This is a genomic window from Streptomyces sp. NBC_00094 (assembly GCF_026343125.1).
Lineage (GTDB): Bacteria > Actinomycetota > Actinomycetes > Streptomycetales > Streptomycetaceae > Streptomyces.
Genome location: NZ_JAPEMB010000001.1, coordinates 4,533,825 through 4,551,519 on the forward strand (window position 1 = coordinate 4,533,825; position 17,695 = coordinate 4,551,519).

Annotated in this window: 19 protein-coding genes; 12 read left to right on the plus strand and 7 right to left on the minus strand. The window is 72.9% G+C overall.

Going from position 1 to position 17,695, the window contains the following annotated elements; genetic code table 11:
• Nucleotides 1-28: 28 nt before the first annotated feature.
• Nucleotides 29-697 carry a class I SAM-dependent methyltransferase gene (locus tag OG580_RS20055; RefSeq protein ID WP_267045048.1) on the plus strand — a complete coding sequence of 223 codons (669 nt, stop codon included), beginning with the start codon at nucleotides 29-31 and terminating at the stop codon, nucleotides 695-697.
• 28 nt (nucleotides 698-725) lie between these two features.
• On the opposite strand, the gene OG580_RS20060 is transcribed toward OG580_RS20055, so the two are convergent.
• Nucleotides 726-2,177, minus strand: a complete 1,452-nt coding sequence (locus OG580_RS20060; protein WP_267045049.1) for a hypothetical protein — start codon at nucleotides 2,175-2,177, stop codon at nucleotides 726-728.
• Between the two features lie 264 nt (nucleotides 2,178-2,441).
• Here OG580_RS20060 and OG580_RS20065 point away from each other — a divergent pair, with 264 nt between their 5' ends.
• From OG580_RS20065 to OG580_RS20075, 3 genes are read left to right on the plus strand one after another with little or no spacing between them, the layout of a single operon-like run.
• On the plus strand, nucleotides 2,442-2,720 hold the full coding sequence (locus OG580_RS20065) for a hypothetical protein (protein WP_267045050.1): 279 nt from the start codon (nucleotides 2,442-2,444) through the stop codon (nucleotides 2,718-2,720).
• A 59-nt stretch (nucleotides 2,721-2,779) separates the two neighbouring features.
• On the plus strand, nucleotides 2,780-3,088 hold the full coding sequence (locus tag OG580_RS20070; protein WP_267045051.1) for a DUF2087 domain-containing protein: 309 nt from the start codon (nucleotides 2,780-2,782) through the stop codon (nucleotides 3,086-3,088).
• The gene (locus OG580_RS20075) at nucleotides 3,085-3,696 is read left to right on the plus strand and encodes a LysE family transporter (protein ID WP_267045052.1); all 612 of its coding nucleotides are present in this window, start codon (nucleotides 3,085-3,087) and stop codon (nucleotides 3,694-3,696) included. The genes OG580_RS20070 and OG580_RS20075 overlap by 4 nt, the downstream gene beginning before the upstream one ends.
• On the opposite strand, the gene OG580_RS20080 is transcribed toward OG580_RS20075, so the two are convergent.
• On the minus strand, nucleotides 3,665-3,850 hold the full coding sequence (locus OG580_RS20080; RefSeq protein ID WP_267045053.1) for a hypothetical protein: 186 nt from the start codon (nucleotides 3,848-3,850) through the stop codon (nucleotides 3,665-3,667). The genes OG580_RS20075 and OG580_RS20080 overlap by 32 nt on opposite strands.
• Before the next feature lie 125 nt (nucleotides 3,851-3,975).
• On the opposite strand from OG580_RS20080, the gene OG580_RS20085 reads away from it, so the two are divergent.
• Nucleotides 3,976-5,259, plus strand: coding sequence for an amino acid permease (locus OG580_RS20085; RefSeq protein ID WP_267048060.1), 1,284 nt, complete (start codon nucleotides 3,976-3,978; stop codon nucleotides 5,257-5,259).
• On the opposite strand, the gene OG580_RS20090 is transcribed toward OG580_RS20085, so the two are convergent.
• Nucleotides 5,213-5,893, minus strand: a complete 681-nt coding sequence (locus tag OG580_RS20090) for a TetR/AcrR family transcriptional regulator (RefSeq protein ID WP_267045054.1) — start codon at nucleotides 5,891-5,893, stop codon at nucleotides 5,213-5,215. The genes OG580_RS20085 and OG580_RS20090 overlap by 47 nt on opposite strands.
• A gap of 123 nt (nucleotides 5,894-6,016) precedes the next feature.
• Nucleotides 6,017-7,141, minus strand: a complete 1,125-nt coding sequence (locus OG580_RS20095; protein WP_267045055.1) for an MFS transporter — start codon at nucleotides 7,139-7,141, stop codon at nucleotides 6,017-6,019.
• A gap of 174 nt (nucleotides 7,142-7,315) precedes the next feature.
• On the opposite strand from OG580_RS20095, the gene OG580_RS20100 reads away from it, so the two are divergent.
• Nucleotides 7,316-7,894 carry an NADPH-dependent FMN reductase gene (locus OG580_RS20100; RefSeq protein WP_267045056.1) on the plus strand — a complete coding sequence of 193 codons (579 nt, stop codon included), beginning with the start codon at nucleotides 7,316-7,318 and terminating at the stop codon, nucleotides 7,892-7,894.
• The gene (locus tag OG580_RS20105; protein WP_267045057.1) at nucleotides 7,891-8,754 is read left to right on the plus strand and encodes an MBL fold metallo-hydrolase; all 864 of its coding nucleotides are present in this window, start codon (nucleotides 7,891-7,893) and stop codon (nucleotides 8,752-8,754) included. Before OG580_RS20100 ends, OG580_RS20105 begins: the two co-directional genes overlap by 4 nt.
• Before the next feature lie 95 nt (nucleotides 8,755-8,849).
• Here the strand turns inward: OG580_RS20105 and OG580_RS20110 are convergent, their stop codons facing one another.
• The gene (locus OG580_RS20110; protein ID WP_267045058.1) at nucleotides 8,850-9,152 is read right to left on the minus strand and encodes a hypothetical protein; all 303 of its coding nucleotides are present in this window, start codon (nucleotides 9,150-9,152) and stop codon (nucleotides 8,850-8,852) included.
• Between the two features lie 147 nt (nucleotides 9,153-9,299).
• Between OG580_RS20110 and OG580_RS20115 the strand changes: the two genes are divergently transcribed.
• Complete coding sequence (locus OG580_RS20115) at nucleotides 9,300-9,872, plus strand: dihydrofolate reductase family protein (protein WP_267045059.1); 573 nt, start codon at nucleotides 9,300-9,302, stop codon at nucleotides 9,870-9,872.
• Between the two features lie 90 nt (nucleotides 9,873-9,962).
• Here the strand turns inward: OG580_RS20115 and OG580_RS20120 are convergent, their stop codons facing one another.
• Both OG580_RS20120 and OG580_RS20125 read right to left on the minus strand, forming a co-directional pair.
• Entirely contained in the window at nucleotides 9,963-11,060 is a 1,098-nt protein-coding gene (locus OG580_RS20120) for a hypothetical protein (RefSeq protein WP_267045060.1), read from the minus strand.
• Nucleotides 11,061-11,151: 91 nt separating this feature from the next.
• Nucleotides 11,152-11,937, minus strand: coding sequence for a PIG-L deacetylase family protein (locus OG580_RS20125; protein ID WP_267045061.1), 786 nt, complete (start codon nucleotides 11,935-11,937; stop codon nucleotides 11,152-11,154).
• A gap of 158 nt (nucleotides 11,938-12,095) precedes the next feature.
• Between OG580_RS20125 and asnB the strand changes: the two genes are divergently transcribed.
• From asnB to OG580_RS20145, 4 genes are all read left to right on the plus strand, one after another.
• Nucleotides 12,096-13,928: an asparagine synthase (glutamine-hydrolyzing) gene (gene asnB / locus OG580_RS20130; protein WP_267045062.1), complete on the plus strand. Its 1,833-nt coding sequence runs from the start codon at nucleotides 12,096-12,098 to the stop codon at nucleotides 13,926-13,928.
• Nucleotides 13,918-15,117: a hypothetical protein gene (locus tag OG580_RS20135; protein WP_267045063.1), complete on the plus strand. Its 1,200-nt coding sequence runs from the start codon at nucleotides 13,918-13,920 to the stop codon at nucleotides 15,115-15,117. Before asnB ends, OG580_RS20135 begins: the two co-directional genes overlap by 11 nt.
• 90 nt (nucleotides 15,118-15,207) lie before the next feature.
• Nucleotides 15,208-15,954 carry an SDR family oxidoreductase gene (locus OG580_RS20140; protein WP_267045064.1) on the plus strand — a complete coding sequence of 249 codons (747 nt, stop codon included), beginning with the start codon at nucleotides 15,208-15,210 and terminating at the stop codon, nucleotides 15,952-15,954.
• Nucleotides 15,955-15,986: 32 nt separating this feature from the next.
• Complete coding sequence (locus tag OG580_RS20145) at nucleotides 15,987-17,552, plus strand: class I tRNA ligase family protein (RefSeq protein ID WP_267045065.1); 1,566 nt, start codon at nucleotides 15,987-15,989, stop codon at nucleotides 17,550-17,552.
• Nucleotides 17,553-17,695: the final 143 nt, after the last annotated feature.

Sequence of the window (17,695 nt, forward strand, 5' to 3'; positions counted from 1 at the left end):
GCCGGTGCGACGGTCCTATCGTTGCCCGATGCGCGCACACCACATTGACCGCCCGGCCGATCTCGACGTGGTCCGTGAGTCCTATGACCGGGTGGCCGACAACTACGCCCACATGGTGGAGACGACGGGAATCGGCGACATCCGTACCGATCCCTGGCACAAGGCCTCGATCGACGCCTTCGCCGACACCGTGAGCGGGCTCGGGCCCGTCCTCGACGTCGGCTGCGGGCCCGGCACGGTGACCGCCTACCTCGCCGAACGCGGACTCGACGTCTCCGGGGTCGATCTCTCACCCCGCATGATCGAGAACGCGCGCCGCCTGCATCCGCAGTGCCGCTTCCGCGTCGCCTCCGCCACCGACCTCGACCTCGGGGAGGCGTCCCTCGGCGGTGTACTGGGGTGGTGGTCGCTGTTCAACCTCCCCCGCGAGGTCCTTCCCCAGGTCCTCGCCCTGTTCGCGCGCGCCCTGAAGCCGGGCGGCCACTTCATCACCGCCACCCACGTCGGCGACGAGGACGCGCTGCGCACCGAGGCCTACGGGGGCGTTCCCGTCCGCTGGACGACACACCAGTGGCGGCCGGAACAGCTCGTGGACCTGATCGAGAAGGCCGGCCTGCACCCGGTCGCCGAACTGCGGCTCCCCCCGACCGGGTACAGCGGACCGGGGCTGGTCGTCATGGCCCGGCGCCCCGCCTGAGAGCCGGCGGCGGTCCGGGTCACCGCGCTCAGAAGCGGAACCGCGCCTTGACCGGGTAGTGGTCCGACTGGCCCGCGTCCGCCGTCACGTCGCACGAGACGACCGTCCCGGTGGGCGGACCGAACAGGTAGTCGATCTTGATGCTGCGGCCGGTCAGCGGCTTCGTGGACCGGCCGTCACGCGGCCGCGCGCTCGAAAGACCCTCGTCGCACTCCGTGTCCGCCGCGTAGGCCGACGTCATGAGGTCGTTGGGGGTGTCCGGCGAGGCGGAGTCCGGCGGGATGGAGTTGAGGTCGCCGCCGTAGACGGTCCGGTAGCCGGGCATGGTGTACGAGCGGACGATCTTCTGCAGCTCCGCGGCCTGTTCCCTGCGCTTCGAGCCGTCCGCGTCGTCCGTCGGCAGGCCGGCGCTGAAGTGGGCCGTGCAGAACTGCAGGGCCTGGGCCGGGAGTACGGCGCAGATCGCGGTCCGCTGCTCCATGCGGACCCACGTGCCGTCGATGGTCTTGTTCTGCGGCGACGGCAGGTCGTACGAGTGGTACCAGACGTTGGAGTCCGGCACCGCGAGACCGATGCCGTAGGAGCCGCGGTCCGTCCAGCCGGATCCCGACGAGCCGGCGTTGTCGCAGGTCCTGGCGGCCTTCACCGAGGACTTGTCGACGGTGTACTTGATGGGGGCGAAGCGTACGGACCAGCCCGTCCCCGTCTTCGCCTCCAGCCGGGCCTCGATGGGCTTGGCCTGCGACTCGCACATCTCCTGGAGGAACACGGCGCGGTACTGCTGCGCCTCCGCCGTGGTGCCCATCCGGGCGGTGATCTGGTCGCCCAGGGCGGTGCCTTCCACCCGGTGGTTCCCGCAGGCGGAGTTGTGGTTCGCGCAGACGTTCCACGACATCACGCGGAAGTCGGCCGCCGGAGCGGGGGAGGCGGGGGCGGGGCGGCCTCCCGCGTCGCTCGCGTTCTCCTCGCCCAGGTAGACGAGCTGGAACTTCTGCCAGGAGCCGACCGTGTCCCCCCGCGCCCGCAGCAGCCCCGCGTCGGTCCCGGGGTCCTGCACCTCGGCGGTCACGTACTTGTAGCCGTCGTTCGTGGCGGCCTTGAGGGCGTAGGTGCCGTCCGTCTGCTTCTCGAGCTGCAGCTTCTCCCAGTCGCCGGAAGTGGTGCCCCGGGCCCGGAGCAGGTTCTGGTGGCTGCCGGTGTAGCTCCGCTCGGTCGTGACGTAGTTCCCGTTGGCCTCCGAGCGCAGGGTGATGCTCCACCCCTTGTCGTCGGTGTGCAGCGTGAACTTCTCCCAGGAGCCCAGGTCTTCGAGCGTGGCCGCGGCCGTGCGGGCTCGCAGCATCGCCTGCCCGCTGCCGGCGGTCTCGACTTCCACGGACACGTAGAGACCGCCGGCGCCCACGGACTTGAGCGCGTACTTGTCGCTCGCCGTGACGGGAACCGGCCGGGATTCCACCGCCTGGGCCTGCACGGGTGTCATGGCGATCACCGCGAACAGAGCGGAACACAGCACCGCCAAGCGGCGCGCTGTCTGTCTCATCTGCATACCCCACCTAAGGCCGAGAACGGGCAAACGGCGCACGGTACGGCACCGCCGTTGCGGCGATCAATGATCGTGAGGCGTATCCGTCACATCCGCCGCGCGCCCCCGGCTTCGCTCGATCGGGCCCGTCGCCGTGCGGGGTACGGGAGTGCCTGGTCTGCTGGTCGGGACCCCACTTCCCGCACGTTCAGGAGCAGCACCATGGCCGTCATCGTCACCGTCGAGATCCCCGGCGGAACCCAGGAGCAGTACGAGGAGAGCACCGCGCTCATCACCGGCGCCGAGTGGTGGCCGCCCCAGGGCTTCATCGCCCACGCGGCCGGGCCGGACGGGACCGGTGGGTGGCGGATCGTCGACTTCTGGGACTCGGAGGACGACTTCCTGGCGTTCGTGGAGAAGACGCGGCCTTTGCTCGACCGGAGCGGCATGCCGTCGATCCTGCCGAAGGTGCAGGAGGCCGTGAACGTGGTCCTCAAGTAGCGCGGGCCTCCCGAAAACCCTTTGCGGGGCGGGGGCCGTGGGCGCCAGGCTTCCTGCCCATGACCAGTCATCCTTCCCGCCCCCTCGCGGACCTGTTCGCCGCCGACGGGCGCCTCAAGGCGATCCCGCGCAAGCCCGCGCGCCGCGAAGCGCTCCTCGCGCACCTCACCGCGACCCTCTTCGACACGGACCGGTCCTACCGTGAGTCCGAGGTCAACGAGGCCCTGCTCACCGTGCACGAGGACTTCTCGGCGCTGCGCCGCTACCTCGTGATCGGCGGCTTCCTCGCCCGTACGAAGGATGGCGCGGCCTACCACCGACAGCAGCAGCCCGGGTCCCCCGGAGGTGCGATCCCCGCCGTCGCGTGACGGCCGCGGTGGTGGCCGGCCTGCTGGCCGGCTACGGCATCGCGATCCCGGTCGGCGCCGTCGGCGCCCACCTGGTGGCGGTCGCGGCGCGTTCCCCGTGGCGTACGGGGGCGGGCGCGGCCCTCGGTATCGCCGCCGCGGACGGTCTCTACGCCGTGCTCGCGGTCCTCGGAGGCGCAGCCCTCGTCCCCCTCCTCGCCCCGGTGGCGACCCCCCTGCGCTGGGCGTCGGCCGTGGTCCTCGTGGTCCTGGCGGCCGTGTCCACCCGGGCGGCGGTCCGTACGTACCGCGCCGGCCCGGCCACCGTCGAGGCCCCGCCCCCGGCCCCCCGGCGCGCGTTCCTCACCTTCCTGGGGATCACGATCCTCAACCCCATGACGGTGGTCTACTTCACCGCCCTCGTCCTCGGCGGCCACTCGACGACGGGCTCGGCCGAGGCCACGGCCTTCGTCGTCGCGGCCTTCGCGGCCTCGGCGAGCTGGCAGCTCCTCCTCGCCACCGGCGGCACGCTCCTCGGCCACCTCGTCACGGGCCCCCGCGGCCGCCTGGCCACGGCCCTCGCCTCGGGAGCCCTGATCACGGCGCTGGCGGTGGGGCTGGTGGTGTGAGGGAAGAGGCGCCGCCGGCTCGCACGTCGAGGAAGCCGAGGTCGAGGAAGCCGAGGTCGAGGAAGCCGAGGTCGAGGAAGCCGAGGTCGAGGAAGCCGGCGTCGAGGAAGCCGAGGTCGGGGAAGTGTCCCGAGGGCTTCCCGGGACGTCTCACTGTCCGGAAGCGGCTTGCCCATGGAGGGGATCAGCAGCGAAACTCCTGCGCCGGTCGGCTGAATTTCGGGGGGAATCGTGACAGGGCGGGTACTCGGCGCGGGGCTGCGACAGCGGCATCTGGCCATGATCGCGTTGGGCGGTGCCATCGGCGCCGGGCTCTTCGTGGGGTCCGGGTTCGGGATCGCGGCCGCCGGGCCCGGGATCCTCGTCTCGTACGCCCTCGCCGGCGTCCTGACCGTCCTCGTGATGCGGATGCTCGGCGAGATGTCCGCCGCACGGCCGGTCACGGGCTCCTTCGCGGAGCACGCGAGGGCGGCGTTCGGGCCGTGGGCCGGGCTCCTCGCCGGGTGGATGTACTGGGCGCTGCTCGTCGTGAGCGTCGCCGCCGAGGCCGTCGGGGCCGCGCACATCGTCGAGGGCTGGGTGCCGGCCGTGCCCGGCTGGGCGTGGGTGGCCGTCTTCATGAGCGTGTTCACCGTGAGCAACCTCGCGGGCGTACGGAACTTCGGCGAGGTGGAGTTCTGGTTCGCCGGCCTCAAGATCGCCGCGATCGTCGGGTTCCTCGTCCTCGGCGCCGTCGCGCTGGCGGGCCTGCTGCCCGGTCACGTCCCGCCCGGGACCGCGCACCTCACCGGTGACGGCGGCTTCCTGCCGCACGGCTGGTACGGCGTCGCCGTCGGCATGGTCGCGGCCGTCTTCGCCTTCGGGGGCCTGGAGACCGTGACCATCGCCGCGGCCGAGTGCGACGACCCGGTCCGCGCGGTGCGCAACGGCGTACGGGCCGTCATGTGGCGGGTCGCGGTCTGCTACCTCGGCTCGATGGCCGTCATCGTCGCCCTCGTCCCGTGGAACGACCCCGCCGTCGCCGACGGCCCGTACGCCGCCGTGATGGCCCGCATCGGCGTCCCCGGCGCCGCCGACGTCATGAAGGCCGTCGTCCTCGTGGCCCTCCTGTCCGCCATGAACGCCAACATCTACGGCTCCTCGCGGATGCTGTTCGCCCAGGTCGGGCGCGGCGACGCACCCCGCGCGCTCGGCCGGGTCCGTACCGGAGTCCCCTACGCGGCCGTCCTCGCCTCGGCCGCCTTCGGCTTCGTCTCGGTCGTCCTCAGCCTGCTCTGGCCCCGGACCGTCTTCCCGTTCCTGCTCAACTCCATCGGCGCCGCGATCCTCGTCGTCTGGGCCCTGATCGCCGCCTCCCACCTGCGCCTGCACGGTACGTCCGCACGCGCGGTCGTCGCCCTCGCGGGCATCGGCGGGGTGCTGCTCTTCATGCTGGGCGACGCGGCCAGCCGCGTACAGATCCTGACGACGGGCGCGTGGGCGGCGGCCCTGCTGGGGTGGGCCCTGGTCAGGAGCCTCAGGCGGTCGCGTACCGCGCCAGGAACAGATCCACTCCCGAGCTGATCACCCGCGTCAGCTCGGCGTCCTCGATCGCCGCGTCGGGTGAGAACGTACGGACGAGCTGCGGCACGCCCACCGTCACGGCGACGAGCTGCTGCACGGCGAGCTTCGGGTCGGGCGCGTCGAGCGTGCCGCGCGCGTTCAGCTCGGTGAAGGCCTCGACGAGAGGGCCGTTGTTCATGTCGTAGCTGACCCGGTACCAGAGCTGGCCGAGCTGCGGGAAGCGGTCTATCTCGCCGATGACCAGCCGCCGCAGCGACATGATGTCGGGCCGCAGCAGGATCCGCGCCCACTCGGTGGTGAGCCGCAGGAGCGCCGCGCGCAGGTCGGGGGCGTCGGCGATGGTGGAGTTGGAGGGCTCCAGATCGGCGTACGTCTTCGGCAGGACCCCGCCGATGACGGCCAGGAACAGGCGCTCCTTGCTGCCGAAGTGCTTGTAGATCGTCGCCTTGGAGACGCCGGAACCGCGGGTGATCGCGTCCATGGAGGCCGCGGAGTAGCCCTCGGCGAGGAACTCGGCGAGCGCGGCGTCGATGATCGCCTGACGCTTGCGCGAGGCCGCGTCGGCGGGGTCCGGGATGATCGGGATGCCGTACTCGTCGATGGCGCCCTGGGCGTCCTGCGTCTCGGCTCCCATGGCGGCGTCCTTAGCTGTGGTGGCGGGGTCCTCAGTATATGAACTGAACGGTTTGGTCTGCAAAGGTCGGCGTCGGGCAGGGCAGGGCGGGGCCCTGCCCTGCCCTGTTCCGTTGGGCCCGGGTCAGGCCCCCGTCAGGGCCTCCGCCAGGGCCGGGCCGACCGCGACGCCGATGAGGAACGCCAGGTTGAACAGTCCGATCGCGGTCCCGTGCCGCGCCTCCGGTAGCCGTTCGGTCGCCGCCCCGGTGAGCAGCCCCTGACCGCCGGCCGTGACGAGCGAGCTCGCCGCCGAGCCGACCAGGACCACCGCGGCCCAGGGCGCGAACGCCGCCAGGGCGATCGCCGTCAGGGACCCGCCCACGAGGAGCAGTCGTACCCGCCGTGCGCCCAGGGCGGGGGCGGCCCGGACCAGCTGCCAGGACAGCACCGCGCCCACGAGGGTGGCGACCGAGGCCGCCGCGCCGGTCTCCACGCCGCTCCAGCCGGTGAGCGCGGCGACGCGGCGCGGAGCTCCGTACAGCAGCGCGAAGTTGACGGTGGAGAGCGCGAGCATGAGCCCGGCGGCGGTACGGAATCCGGGGTCGCGCAGGACGTCGAGGGGGAGCGGGGCGGTACGGGACGGACGTCGCCCGCTTCCGGGCCCGAGCCGGGCCCCGGTCTCCGGTCCTGCCGCGCGGCCCGCGAGCCGCAGCGCCGGGGCGAGGGCGAGCAGGCTGAGGAGCGGGAGTACGAGCGCCGCGCGCCAGCCGAGCGCCCCGGCGACGGCCGCGCCGGCGAAGAGGCCCGTCGTGCCGCCGACCGCGCTGCCGATCGCGACGAGACCGGACGCCCGGCCGGAGCGGTCCCGGCCGGCTATCTGGAAGGCCGCGACGTTCAACCCCGCCGCGCCCGCCGCCTCCAGGGCGCGCCCGGCGACGGCCAGGGGCAGGTTCGGGGCGGCGAGGGCGAGGGCCGCGCCCAGGACGACGAGGGCGGCACCGGCCCGGACGGTCCCGGCGGGACCGCGCCGCCCGCCCGCGGCGGACAGCAGGGGGGTGCCGACGACCATGCCGATCCCGTACGCCGTCATCAGCCAGGCCGCCGCCCCCGCCGGGACGTCGAGTCCGTGGGCGGCCTCGGTCAGGGTCAGCGTCGGCCCGGACACGCCCATCGCGGCGGGTGCGGCGAGCAGGGTGAGGCGGGGGCCGCCGCCCCGGACCCGCTCGGGGCGGGCCTCCGCGACGCCAGTGGCCAGGGGAGTAGGCATGCCTCGAATGAACTACACCATTCAGTTCATTGTCAAGACTGAACCGTTCCGTTGACAGACTGAACCGATCGGTTTAGCTTGATGGTCGTCGAGAGGCGTCATGCCGCTTCGTCGCTTCACCACCTCACCACCTCACCGCTTCACCACCTCGTTCACTTCCCAGGGGGAACCACCATGACCACGTCCACGCTCCTCGCCATCTCCGGCTCGCTCCGCACCGACTCGCACAACACGCAACTCCTGCGCGCCGCCCAGAAGTTCAACACCGGCCAGGAGATCGAGATCTACGAGGGCCTGCGCGAGATCCCGCCGTACGACCAGGACCTCGACACCCCCGAGCTGCGCCCGGCCGCCGTCGCCGAGCTCCGCCGGCGGGTCATGGAGGCGGACGGACTGCTCATCGCCACCCCGGAGTTCAACTACTCCATCCCCGGCGTCCTCAAGAACGCCCTCGACTGGCTGAGCACCGACTGGACCCGCACCGAGGGCCTGCCCCTGAACCGGAAGCCCACCGCGATCCTCGGCGCCGCGCCCACCAACTTCGGCACCGTCCGCGCGCAGCTCGCGCTCCGCCAGGTCTTCGTCTGGACGGACAGCGACGTCGTCGTGAAGCCGGAGGTGCAGGTGTTCCGCTCGCACGAGCGCTTCGACGCCGAGGGCAACCTCACGGACGAGGTGACGATCGAGCTCCTCCAGGGCCTTCTGACGAGCCTTCAGTCCAAGATCGACGCGGCGAAGGCGGCCGGGGCATGACCGCCCCGCCCACGGTGACGTACGTGGGGACGGCGACGGTACTCCTCCGGATCGGCGACCTGACCGTCCTCACGGACCCGGCCCTCGACCCGGCCCCCGCCGACTACCCGGCGGCCCGCCCGCTGCACCGCACGGCCGGCCCGGCGCTCACCGTCGACCTGCTGCCGCCCATCGGCCTGGTCCTGCTCTCCCACGACCAGCACGCCGACAACCTCGACCGGACCGGCCGGAAGGTCCTCGGTCGGGCGGCGCGCGTACTCACCACGCCGGAGGCCGCCGAACGCCTCGGCGGCCGGGCGGAGGGTCTCGCGCCGTGGGAGAGCCGCGAGGTCACGGTCGGCGCGACGACGGTGCGGGTCACGGCGACCCCGGCCCGGCACGGCCCGGAGGGTACGGAGGGGGTCACGGGCCCGGTGACGGGCTTCGTCGTCGAGTACGGGGTCGACGGGGTCGAGAGGGCCGACGAGACTGACGAGACCCTCCAGCCCCTCCAGCCCCTCCAGCCCCTCCAGACCGTCGAGGCCATCGAGACCATCGAGTCGGGCACCCTCTACTTCTCCGGCGACACCGTCCGCCACGAGGCCCTGGCGGAGATCGGCGAACGCTTCGCGATCGACACGGCCTTCCTCCACCTGGGCGACGCCCACTTCCCGGCCACCGGTGACCTGGCGTTCTCGATGAGCGCCCGGGAGGGCGCCGCCCTGACCCGCACCCTCGGCGCGCGCACGGTGATCCCGCTGCACTTCGACTCCTGGGCCCACTTCACGGAGGACCCGGCCCGCATCGGGGAGGCGTTCGCGGCCCCGGACCTGAAGGGCCGCCTCCGCGTTCTCCGCCCCGGCGTCGCCGAGACGCTGTGACCGCCTGGCCGGGAACAATGCGATGATCATCGCCAACTGTCGGCAGAGCGCCGACAGTTGGTCCTTCGTGCCGTACGGAGGAGGCTCGACGTGTGTCAGCGGGCCCGTCGGGTCCCGGTCGTGAGGGCGACCGCCCCCGCGACCGCCAGGACCGCGCCCGCCGTCAGGACTCCCCGCCGGGAGCGGTAGGAGAGCACCGACCAGCACGACCGGGCCGACAGCAGCGAGCCGGCGCTCGCCCAGGAGCCGACGGAGCCGATCGACAGTGCGGAGCCGACCGAGCCGACGGAGAGGAACGACCCGACGGAACCGATCGAGAGCGCCGAGCCGACCGATCCGACGGACAGGAACGAGTCCTTCGACCAGAGGGACAGGGGTGAGTCGCACTGAGGAGCCATGTGCCGACCTTAGGCGCGGATCAGGCCCGGCTCGCGGCGTCTCCGAACCCGACACGCGGCGACCGATGAGTTTCCCCGAGCTCCGCCGTCTTAGATCATGAGTGGCGCGCGGCGCCGAGAACCACACACGAGATACGAGGATCCGACATGCGTACGCTGATCAGCACCGCCTTCATCTCGCTCGACGGCGTCGTCGAGGGCCCGGGCGGCGAGCCCGGCTACCGGAACTCCGGCTGGACCTTCAAGGACGTCGAGTTCCTGCCCGAGGCGTTCGAGATCAAGGGCCGGGAGCAGAAGGAGGCGAGCGCGATCCTGCTGGGCCGGACCAGCTACGAGGCGTTCAGCCCCGTGTGGCCCGACATGGAGGAGTTCGCCGACTACAAGGTCATGCCGAAGTACGTCGTCTCCACCACCCTCACCGAGGACGACCTCGTCTCGAACTGGGGCGAGACGACGATCCTGCGCTCGCTCGACGAGGTCGCCGCGCTGAAGGAGACCGAGGGCGGCCCGATCATCGTCCACGGCAGCGCCACCCTCAACCAGGCCCTGTCGGACGCGGGCCTGATCGACCGCTACCACCTGCTGGTCTTCCCGCTGCTCCTCGGTGCGGGCAAGCGGCTCTTCAGCACCACGGACAAGGACACCCAGAAGCTGAAGCTCGTCGAGCACGAGGCCTACGCCAACGGTCTGCAGAAGCAGGTCTTCGACGTCGTCCGCTGAGTGCGCCCTCCGCGTGTCTCCACGCCGCATATCCGCTGTCCGCGGCGAATGTCCACGGCGAATGTCCACGGCGAATATCCGCGGCGTACGTCAGCCGCGGTCCAGCCGGCCGAGGCGGTCCCTGTTCGCCTCGTCGGTCTTCTTCTGGCCGGTCGACATGCTGAGGACCAGGTTCCGGAGCGGGCCGTGCAGGTGGCCGGCCAGGGCTTGGGTGGCGCTGTCGAGGTGGTCGAGGAGCGGGGCGTAGTCCGCCGCGATGGAGGCGCCGAGGGAGCCGCTCGCGGCGAGTGCGTCCAGGTCGAACCGGGCCCGGGCGAGCGTGGTCGTCGTCTTCCCGCGGATGTTCTCGGCGGTCCTGGTGAGGCCGTCGGCGGCGCGCTTGTGCTCGTCGTGGTCGACGAAGACGTTCCAACTCCGGGCGTTCGCCCCCACCTGAGGGCCGGCCCCGCCGGAGACGCCTCCGTCTCCGGCCCCACCGCCGTCCCCGGTCATCCCGGCTCTCCCCCCGCCTCCGGCGATCCCGGCGACCCCGGCCCCCACGCCCCCCGAGATCCCGGCGACCCCGGCCCCCACACCCCCCGAGATCCCCGCGACCCCCGCGGCGATCCCCGTCCCGATGCCTTGGCCGAGGCCTCCTCCGGCGCCTCCGCCCAGGAGGCCGGCGAGGTGGGCGGGGATGGTTCCGAGTGTGGCGACGTCCGGGTCGGCCTGCGCGCGGGCCGCGCCCGCCCTGGTGTCGGAGAGGGCCGTCGCCGCGCTCTCCCGCAGGTCCCTCCGCGTGGCGTCGGCCTGCTGCTGGAGCATCCTGTGCTGGGCGTCGTTGCCGACGGTGGGGCGCACGGCGGCGAAGTGCGCGATCAGGTCCTGGGCCCGGTGCTTCCCGACGACGATGACGTCGCCGCACTCCCCGATCCCCGACGCGATCGTCACGGCGGCCCTGGCCGTCCGGCCGAAGTAGGCGTGGACGCGGGCCCAGTGCTCGTCGAGCGCCTTCATCGCCTCGCCCCGCCCGCTGGAGAGCAGCCGTTCGACGGCCTTCGTCGCGTCGGCCCCGTCGTTCTCCAGGGACGACGCGTAGGAGCGCAGGTGGACGTCGGCGTCCGACGACCTGTCCTCGTTCGCCTCGATCCAGGGCAGGGCGTACTGGTCGACGAGGGCTTGCTCGTCACCGGTCGGTTCTATCGCCATCGCAGGAACTCCCCCTGGTGTACCGGGCGTTGGGCGAAAACCGTCTCATGGGGTCCGTGACCCCACAAGGACCCTGCGGGTGGCCGGGCGGTCAGTCGATGTGCACGATCTGGAAGGCCTCCGCCATCCGTCCCGGCGGCAGCCCGCCCGCCGCCGCGTGTTCGCCGAGCCATGTGCGGAGCAGGCCGGCGAGGTCGTCGAAGTGGGCCGTCTGGGAGGTGTGGATGCGCAGGGCCTCGACCTTGCGGTCGAAGACCGAGGTGACGTCGACGTACTGGTCGGGGGTGGGGCCCGTCATCAACCACAGTTCGTGGACCGTCCAGGGTTCGAGGCCCTCCTCCTTCAGGAGCTGCGCGTGCGCGAAGGGGTTGCGGGCCTCGGGGTAGACCGCGCGCAGGCAGGCGTCCCCGACGGCGCGGTGGTCGGGGTGGAGGTCGGCGACGCGCGCCCAGTTGATCTCGGGGGACGGGATGATGGCCCGCTGCGGGCGTACTTCGCGGATGACCCGGCACAGGTCGCGCCGCAACTCGACGGAGGCCTCCACGAAGCTGTCGGGGTAGCCGAGGAAGCGGACGTCGGCGACGCCGCTGAGCTTGGCCGAGTGGACCTGCTCGGCGCGGCGCAGGTCCGCCATCGCCTGCCGGGGGAGCAGCTCGTCGTAACCGCCCGCGCCGCCGTCCGTGACGATGCAGTACGTGACGCGGGTGCCGCGCTCGATCCACTGCATGACCGTGCCGCTGACGCAGAACTCGATGTCGTCCGGGTGCGCGGCCACGACCAGCAGGGATGCGGGTGCGCCCCGGTCCGGCGCCCCGTCCGTCTGCTCGGGTGCGGTGTGGTCCGGGCCGTTCGTCGCGGAGTCCTCCATGTCCCTCATGGGGCAAGCCTGTTGGGGTGGCGGGAGCGTCGCAAGGCCAACCCGTGGCGTGAACTGGACATGGCACTTACGCGCCATTCAAAAACTTGGTAGATTCAAATCATTGGGTGCGACCAGTGTGAGATGGACAGTGACTTCGGAATTCGGAGGCGACCGCCATGTGCAGGATTCTCGGCACCATCGCCGCGGGAGCGGACCGCCCGGACCCCGCCGAGCTCGCGGCGGTCTCGGCCCGCCAGCGCCACGGCGGCCCCGACGAGCACCAGGTGCTCGGCGGGCCCGGCTGGTCGCTCGGCTGCGACCGGCTCGCCGTGACCGACCCCTGCGGGGGGCAGCAGCCCTACCGGCTGCCGCACCTCCCCGGCATCCTCGCCGTGCTCAACGGCGAGATCTACAACCACGCCGAGCTGCGCAGGACCCTCGCCGCGCGCGGCCACCGCTTCCCCGACCGCTGCGACGGCACGGTGCTCCCCGCGCTCTACGCCGAGTACGGTCCCGCCTTCGCCGAGCACCTCGACGGCATGTTCGCCGTCGCGATCCTCGACCTCCGCCCGGGCAGCGCCCAACTCGTCCTCGCCGTGGACGACATGGGCATGAAGCCGGTCTACCTCCACCACGACCCGTACGACGGGTCCACCCGCTTCGCCTCCGAGATCCCCGCCCTCCTCGCCTTCGAAGGGGTACGGATCTCCCCGCGCGACGACGCCCTCGACACCGTCCTCGCCACCCGTACCTCCTTCTCCACGCACACCGCGCTCGACGGCGTCAGCGTCCTGCCGCCCGGCGCCACCGCCCTCGTGCGGCCGGGCTCCGCACCCGTCGTACGGCGTCGGGGCCCCCGCCCCGGCACCCCGACCGGCGACACCCACGGCACCCCCGGCACCCACGACACCCAGGACCTCCTGCGTCACGAGGTCCGCCGGCTCGCCCACGCCGAGGTACCCGTCTGCGCGATCACCAGCGGCGGCCTCGACTCCGGCCTCGTCACCGCGCTCGCCGCCGAGTACGCCCGCGAGACCGACGCCCCGCCGCTGCACACCTTCCACCTCACCTACCGGGGCAAGTGGCCGGACTCCGAGGCGGCGTACGCCCGTTCGGTGGCACGCCGGGCCCGGACCGTCCACCACGAGGTCTCCGTCGACCCCGACGAACTCTCCTCCCTCCTCACCCGGACCGTCCGCCACCTCGGCCAGCCCAACGCCGACCCCATCACCGTCTCCACGTACGCCCTCTTCCGCGCCGTCCGGCAGAACGGCTTCACCGTCGCGCTCGCCGGCGACGGCGCCGACGAGCTCTTCGGCGGCTACGACCGGATGCGCGCCGCGCTCACCGCCCCCGCCGGCGCCGACTGGGCGGGTGCCTACGCGGACGCCCTCTCGGCCGCACCCCGCCTCCTGCGCGAGCACCTCTACACCGCCAACTACCGCGCCCACATCGCCGATCAGGGCTCCGCGGCCGACCGCATCGAGCAGGAGCTGCGCTCCGCGGAGGCCGTCGGCGCGGACCGGCTCACGGCGACGACCGCGTTCGAGACGCGCTGGCGGCTCCCCGCGTACCACCTGCGGCGCGTCGACCACCTCTCCATGGCGTGGGCCGTCGAGGCGCGGATGCCGTTCTGCCAGCCCTCCGTCGTCGCCCACGCCCGCGCCCTGCCGACGGCGGCGCGGACGGGCAAGCGCGCGCTGTACGAGGCCGGGGCCGAGCTGCTGCCCGCGGGGGTCCTGCGGCGGCCCAAGCAGCCCTTCACGCTGCCCCTCGCGGCGATGCTGACGCCCGGCAGCCCGCTCCTCGACACCGTCCGCGAACTGCTCTCCCCGGCCCGGCTCGTCCTCGGCGGCAAGGTCCGCGCCGACCGGGTGCAGAAACTCCTCGCCCGCCAGCTCGAACGCCCCTCGCACCACGACGCCCTGGCCCTCTGGGGCCTCGCCGTCCACGAGCTGTGGACGGAGGTCGTCCAGGGAATGCGGATCCCGGTGGGCTGTGCGGCGTGAACTCCCGGGACCTTCCCGTCCCGAACCCGCTCCTGCACCCACGCCGGGGGCCGCGCCGGGCCCCGCGTGGGGCGGCGCCCCGGCAGGCACCTCCGATCCCTGCGCCTACGGCGCCCGCGACGGCTGTGCCGGGGCCCGTGCCGGGCAGGCGGGCGCCGCGGGCAGCAGGGCCCGCCGCCTCGCCACCGTCCCCGCCACCGTCGTCCGCGCCGAGGACGCCCCCGGTCCCACCCTCGTCGTGCGCCTCGACCGACTCCCGGTCGGGGCGCTCGCGCTCGGGAGCGAACTGGCGCGGCTACGCCAAGCCCTCGTCGGGACGGCGTACGCGGACCTCCACAAGATCGCCCTGTACGGCCCCGCTCCCGGTCCGGCCCCCGCCGGCCCCGCTCCCGGCCCCGCTCCCGGCCTTGTTCCTGCCCCCGGCCTTGTTCCTGCCCCCGGACCCGGCCTCGCCCCCGGACCCGGCCCTGCCCCCGGACCCGCACCCACCGCCGCCCCCACCCCCGCCCGGGACCTCGACTACCGGTTCGTGCAGGCCCTCCCCGGCGGTGGCTTCGACTTCCGGGCCGGCTGCGGGCACTCCCTCCTCGCCTGCGTCGTCGCCGAAGGCCGCCCCGGGCCCGTCACCGTCCGCGCCGTGACCACCGGCGACACCGTGCTCTGCGAGAGCGAGCCGCACGGCGACACGTACACGCTCAGCTTCCTCAAGGCCCCGAACGCCCCCGGCACCCTCCCCACCGGCCGCCCCGTCGACGTCCTCTGCGGGGTGCCCGTCTCGCTCGTGCGGTACGGCAACCCGTACGTCTTCGTCGACGCCCGGCACCTCCCCGAGGAGGCCCTCCAGGACCGCCTCCTCGCCCTCCGCGCCGAGGCCGCCCGTCTCCTCGGGCACCCCCCGCACTCCGCGCTCCCCAAGATCGCCGCCTTCTCCGCGGGGCCTGACGGGGTCTCCGTCCGCGCCCTCACCGTCGGCGGCTGGCACCCCCGCCTCGCCCTCACCGGCGCCGCCGCCCTCGCCGCCGCCGGAGCCCTGGACGGCACCGTCGTCCCCGCCCCCAGCGGCCCCGTCCGCACCCCCGGCGGCACCGTCACCGTCTCCGCCGCCCCCGACCGCGTCCGCGTCCACCACAAGCGCGCGAAGGTCCTCGGACGGCTGGAACTGCCGTGGCGTATCCACGCAACGGCGTGAACGCGCACCCCTCTCACGAGGCCCGCGGTCCCTTCTCTCTGCCACGCTGAAATGGACCGGCAATCGGTATCCGTGGGGAGAGCAGACGCTATGAAATTCGAGAATCTGCGTGTCGTCGTGACCGGAGCGTCCCGCTATTTCGGTCGCGCGCTCGCCGTCGGATTCGCGCATCTCGGCGCCGAGGTCTACGTCTCGGCGCGAACCGTCGAAGCCGCCGAACGCACCCGTACCGAAGTCATGGGATCGGCCCGCGACCGTATCCACGCCTTCGGCTGCGACCTCAGCAAGCCCGCCGAGATCCGGGAGTTCGCGGCCCGCGTCGGCGAACGCACCGACCGCGTCGACCTGTTGGTCAACAACGGCGCGCGCTGGCTCGACGGCATGGACCTGGAGGCCGCCAGCGACGCCGAGATCGTCGAGACGATCGAGTCCACGGCCGGTGGCACGGTCCTCATGGTGAAGCACTTCCTGCCGCTGCTGCGCGGCTCACTGCGGCCCGACATCGTCAACATGGTCGCCGTCCGCGACGCCGAGGGCGCCTCCGCCGCGACCGCCGGCGTCGCCCACGAGGCCTTCTGGGCGGCGAAGAGCGCGCAGGCCGGTTTCGCCGACATCCTCTCCCGCCGGCTGCGGCCCTCCGGGGTCCGGGTCTTCTCGCTCTTCCCGCCCGACTTCTCCACCTCGGACCCGCGTTTCGCGGAATGGGACGGATCGAATCCGGACGGCATAGCGCCCGACGAGAAGCTCACCACCCAGGCCCTTTTCGAATGCATCGTCTACGCCGTCGAGCAGCCGCGTGACTGCTTCATCCGTTCCTTCCACTTCGAGCCCCGCTGAAGCCCACCGCACCACCGCGTCAAGGAGGTCCCATGAGCACCCCCGTCTGGATCACCGCGACCCCTCCCGCCACCCACGGTGAACTCCACATCGGCCACCTCGCAGGGCCGTACGTCGCCGCCGACGTCCTCACCCGCTACCTGCGGGCCGAGGGGGAGGCGGTCCGGTTCACCACCGGCACCGCCGACCACGCCAGCTCCGTCGAGGTCCGCGCACTGCGCCACCACCGCAAGCCCGAGGAGGTCGCGGAGGGCTACCGTGCCGCGATCACCGCCGACTGGCTCCGCTCGGGCGTGGAGTTCGACCACATCGTGCGCCCGCGGCGCGACAAGGGGTACGGACGCTGGGTGCAGGACCTCTTCGGCCGGCTGTTCGCGCAAGGGGTCATCGCGCCGCGCACCCGCCTGCTCCCGTACTGCGAGCCCTGCGACCGCTGGCTGTACGGGGCGCACGCCACCGGCAGCTGCCCGCACTGCGGCGCGGTCAGCGACGGCGGCATGTGCCACGAGTGCGCCCGCCCCAACGACGGCGGCGACCTCATCGGCGCGCGCTGCGCGGTCTGCGACACCCCGGCCGTGGCCCGCCGCTGCCGCCGGCTGTACGTACCCCTGGAGCCGTTCCGGGAGACGCTCGCCGAGTACTGGGCGACGGCCGGGCTCCCGCCGCGGCTCGCCGCCCTCTGCGAGTCGCTCGTGGAGGACGGGCTGCCGGACATCGCCGTCGGCCACCCGGCCGAGTGGGGTCTCCCGGTGCCGGTCGAGGGCTTCCCCGAGCACCGCATCGACGGCTGCTTCGAGTCCGCCGCGATGCACCTCTTCGGCTACGACACCCAGGGCCCGCTGCCGCGCCGCGCCATCCACTTCTGCGGCTTCGGACACGCCTTCTGCCACGCGGTGCTGCTGCCGGTGCTGCTCCTCGCGCAGGACATCAAGCTGCCCCAGGACTTCAACGTCAACGAGTCGTACGTCATCGAGGAGGGCGTCCAGGAGGGCAACGTCTGGGCGCTCGACCTCCTCACCGAGTACGGCTCCGACACCCTGCGCCGACACGTCCTGCAGGCCCGCCCGCTGGGCCGCCGCACGGTCTTCCACCGGGAGCGCCTCGCGGCCGCCCGCAGGGAGCTGGACGAGAGCTGGAACAGCTGGCTCTCGCGGCTCTTCTCCTCCGTACGGGAGGAGTGCGGCGGCCTCTCCCCGCAGGCGCTGCCCGGCGGCACCGGCTGGGAGATCCTGGAGCGACGGCTGCACCGGGCCGTGGACGACCTGCGTGAGGCGTACGGCCCCGACGCCTTCGACCCGCGCCGGGCGGTCGCCGTCCTCGACGAGATGGTCCGCTCCGTGGCGGACTTCGGCCACGTCAACGCCCACGAGCGGTGCCGGCCCAGCACCTCCTGTCGTCATCTCCCTGCCCTCGCGGCGCAGTTGGCGGTGGCCTCGGCGCTCTCCGCGTGGGCGCGGCCGGTGATGCCGGAGGGTGCCGACCGGCTGGCGGCGGCACTCCAGGTGGCGCCGGGGCGGCCGGTCGACTGGCAGGCTCTGACGGGTCCTCTGCCGGGGACCCGGCTCGCACCGCCGTCGGGCCCGGTCTTCGGGTTCTGAACCTCCTTACTACTAAGCAACTAAGTACTCCAGTACCTCGGCACTCCGGTAGGCCGGCATCCCGATCCGCCGGTGTCCGAGTCCCCCCTGCCGCGTGACCGTGCGCGCGAGCGACGCGCAGGGACACGTGGCCCCCCACTCCT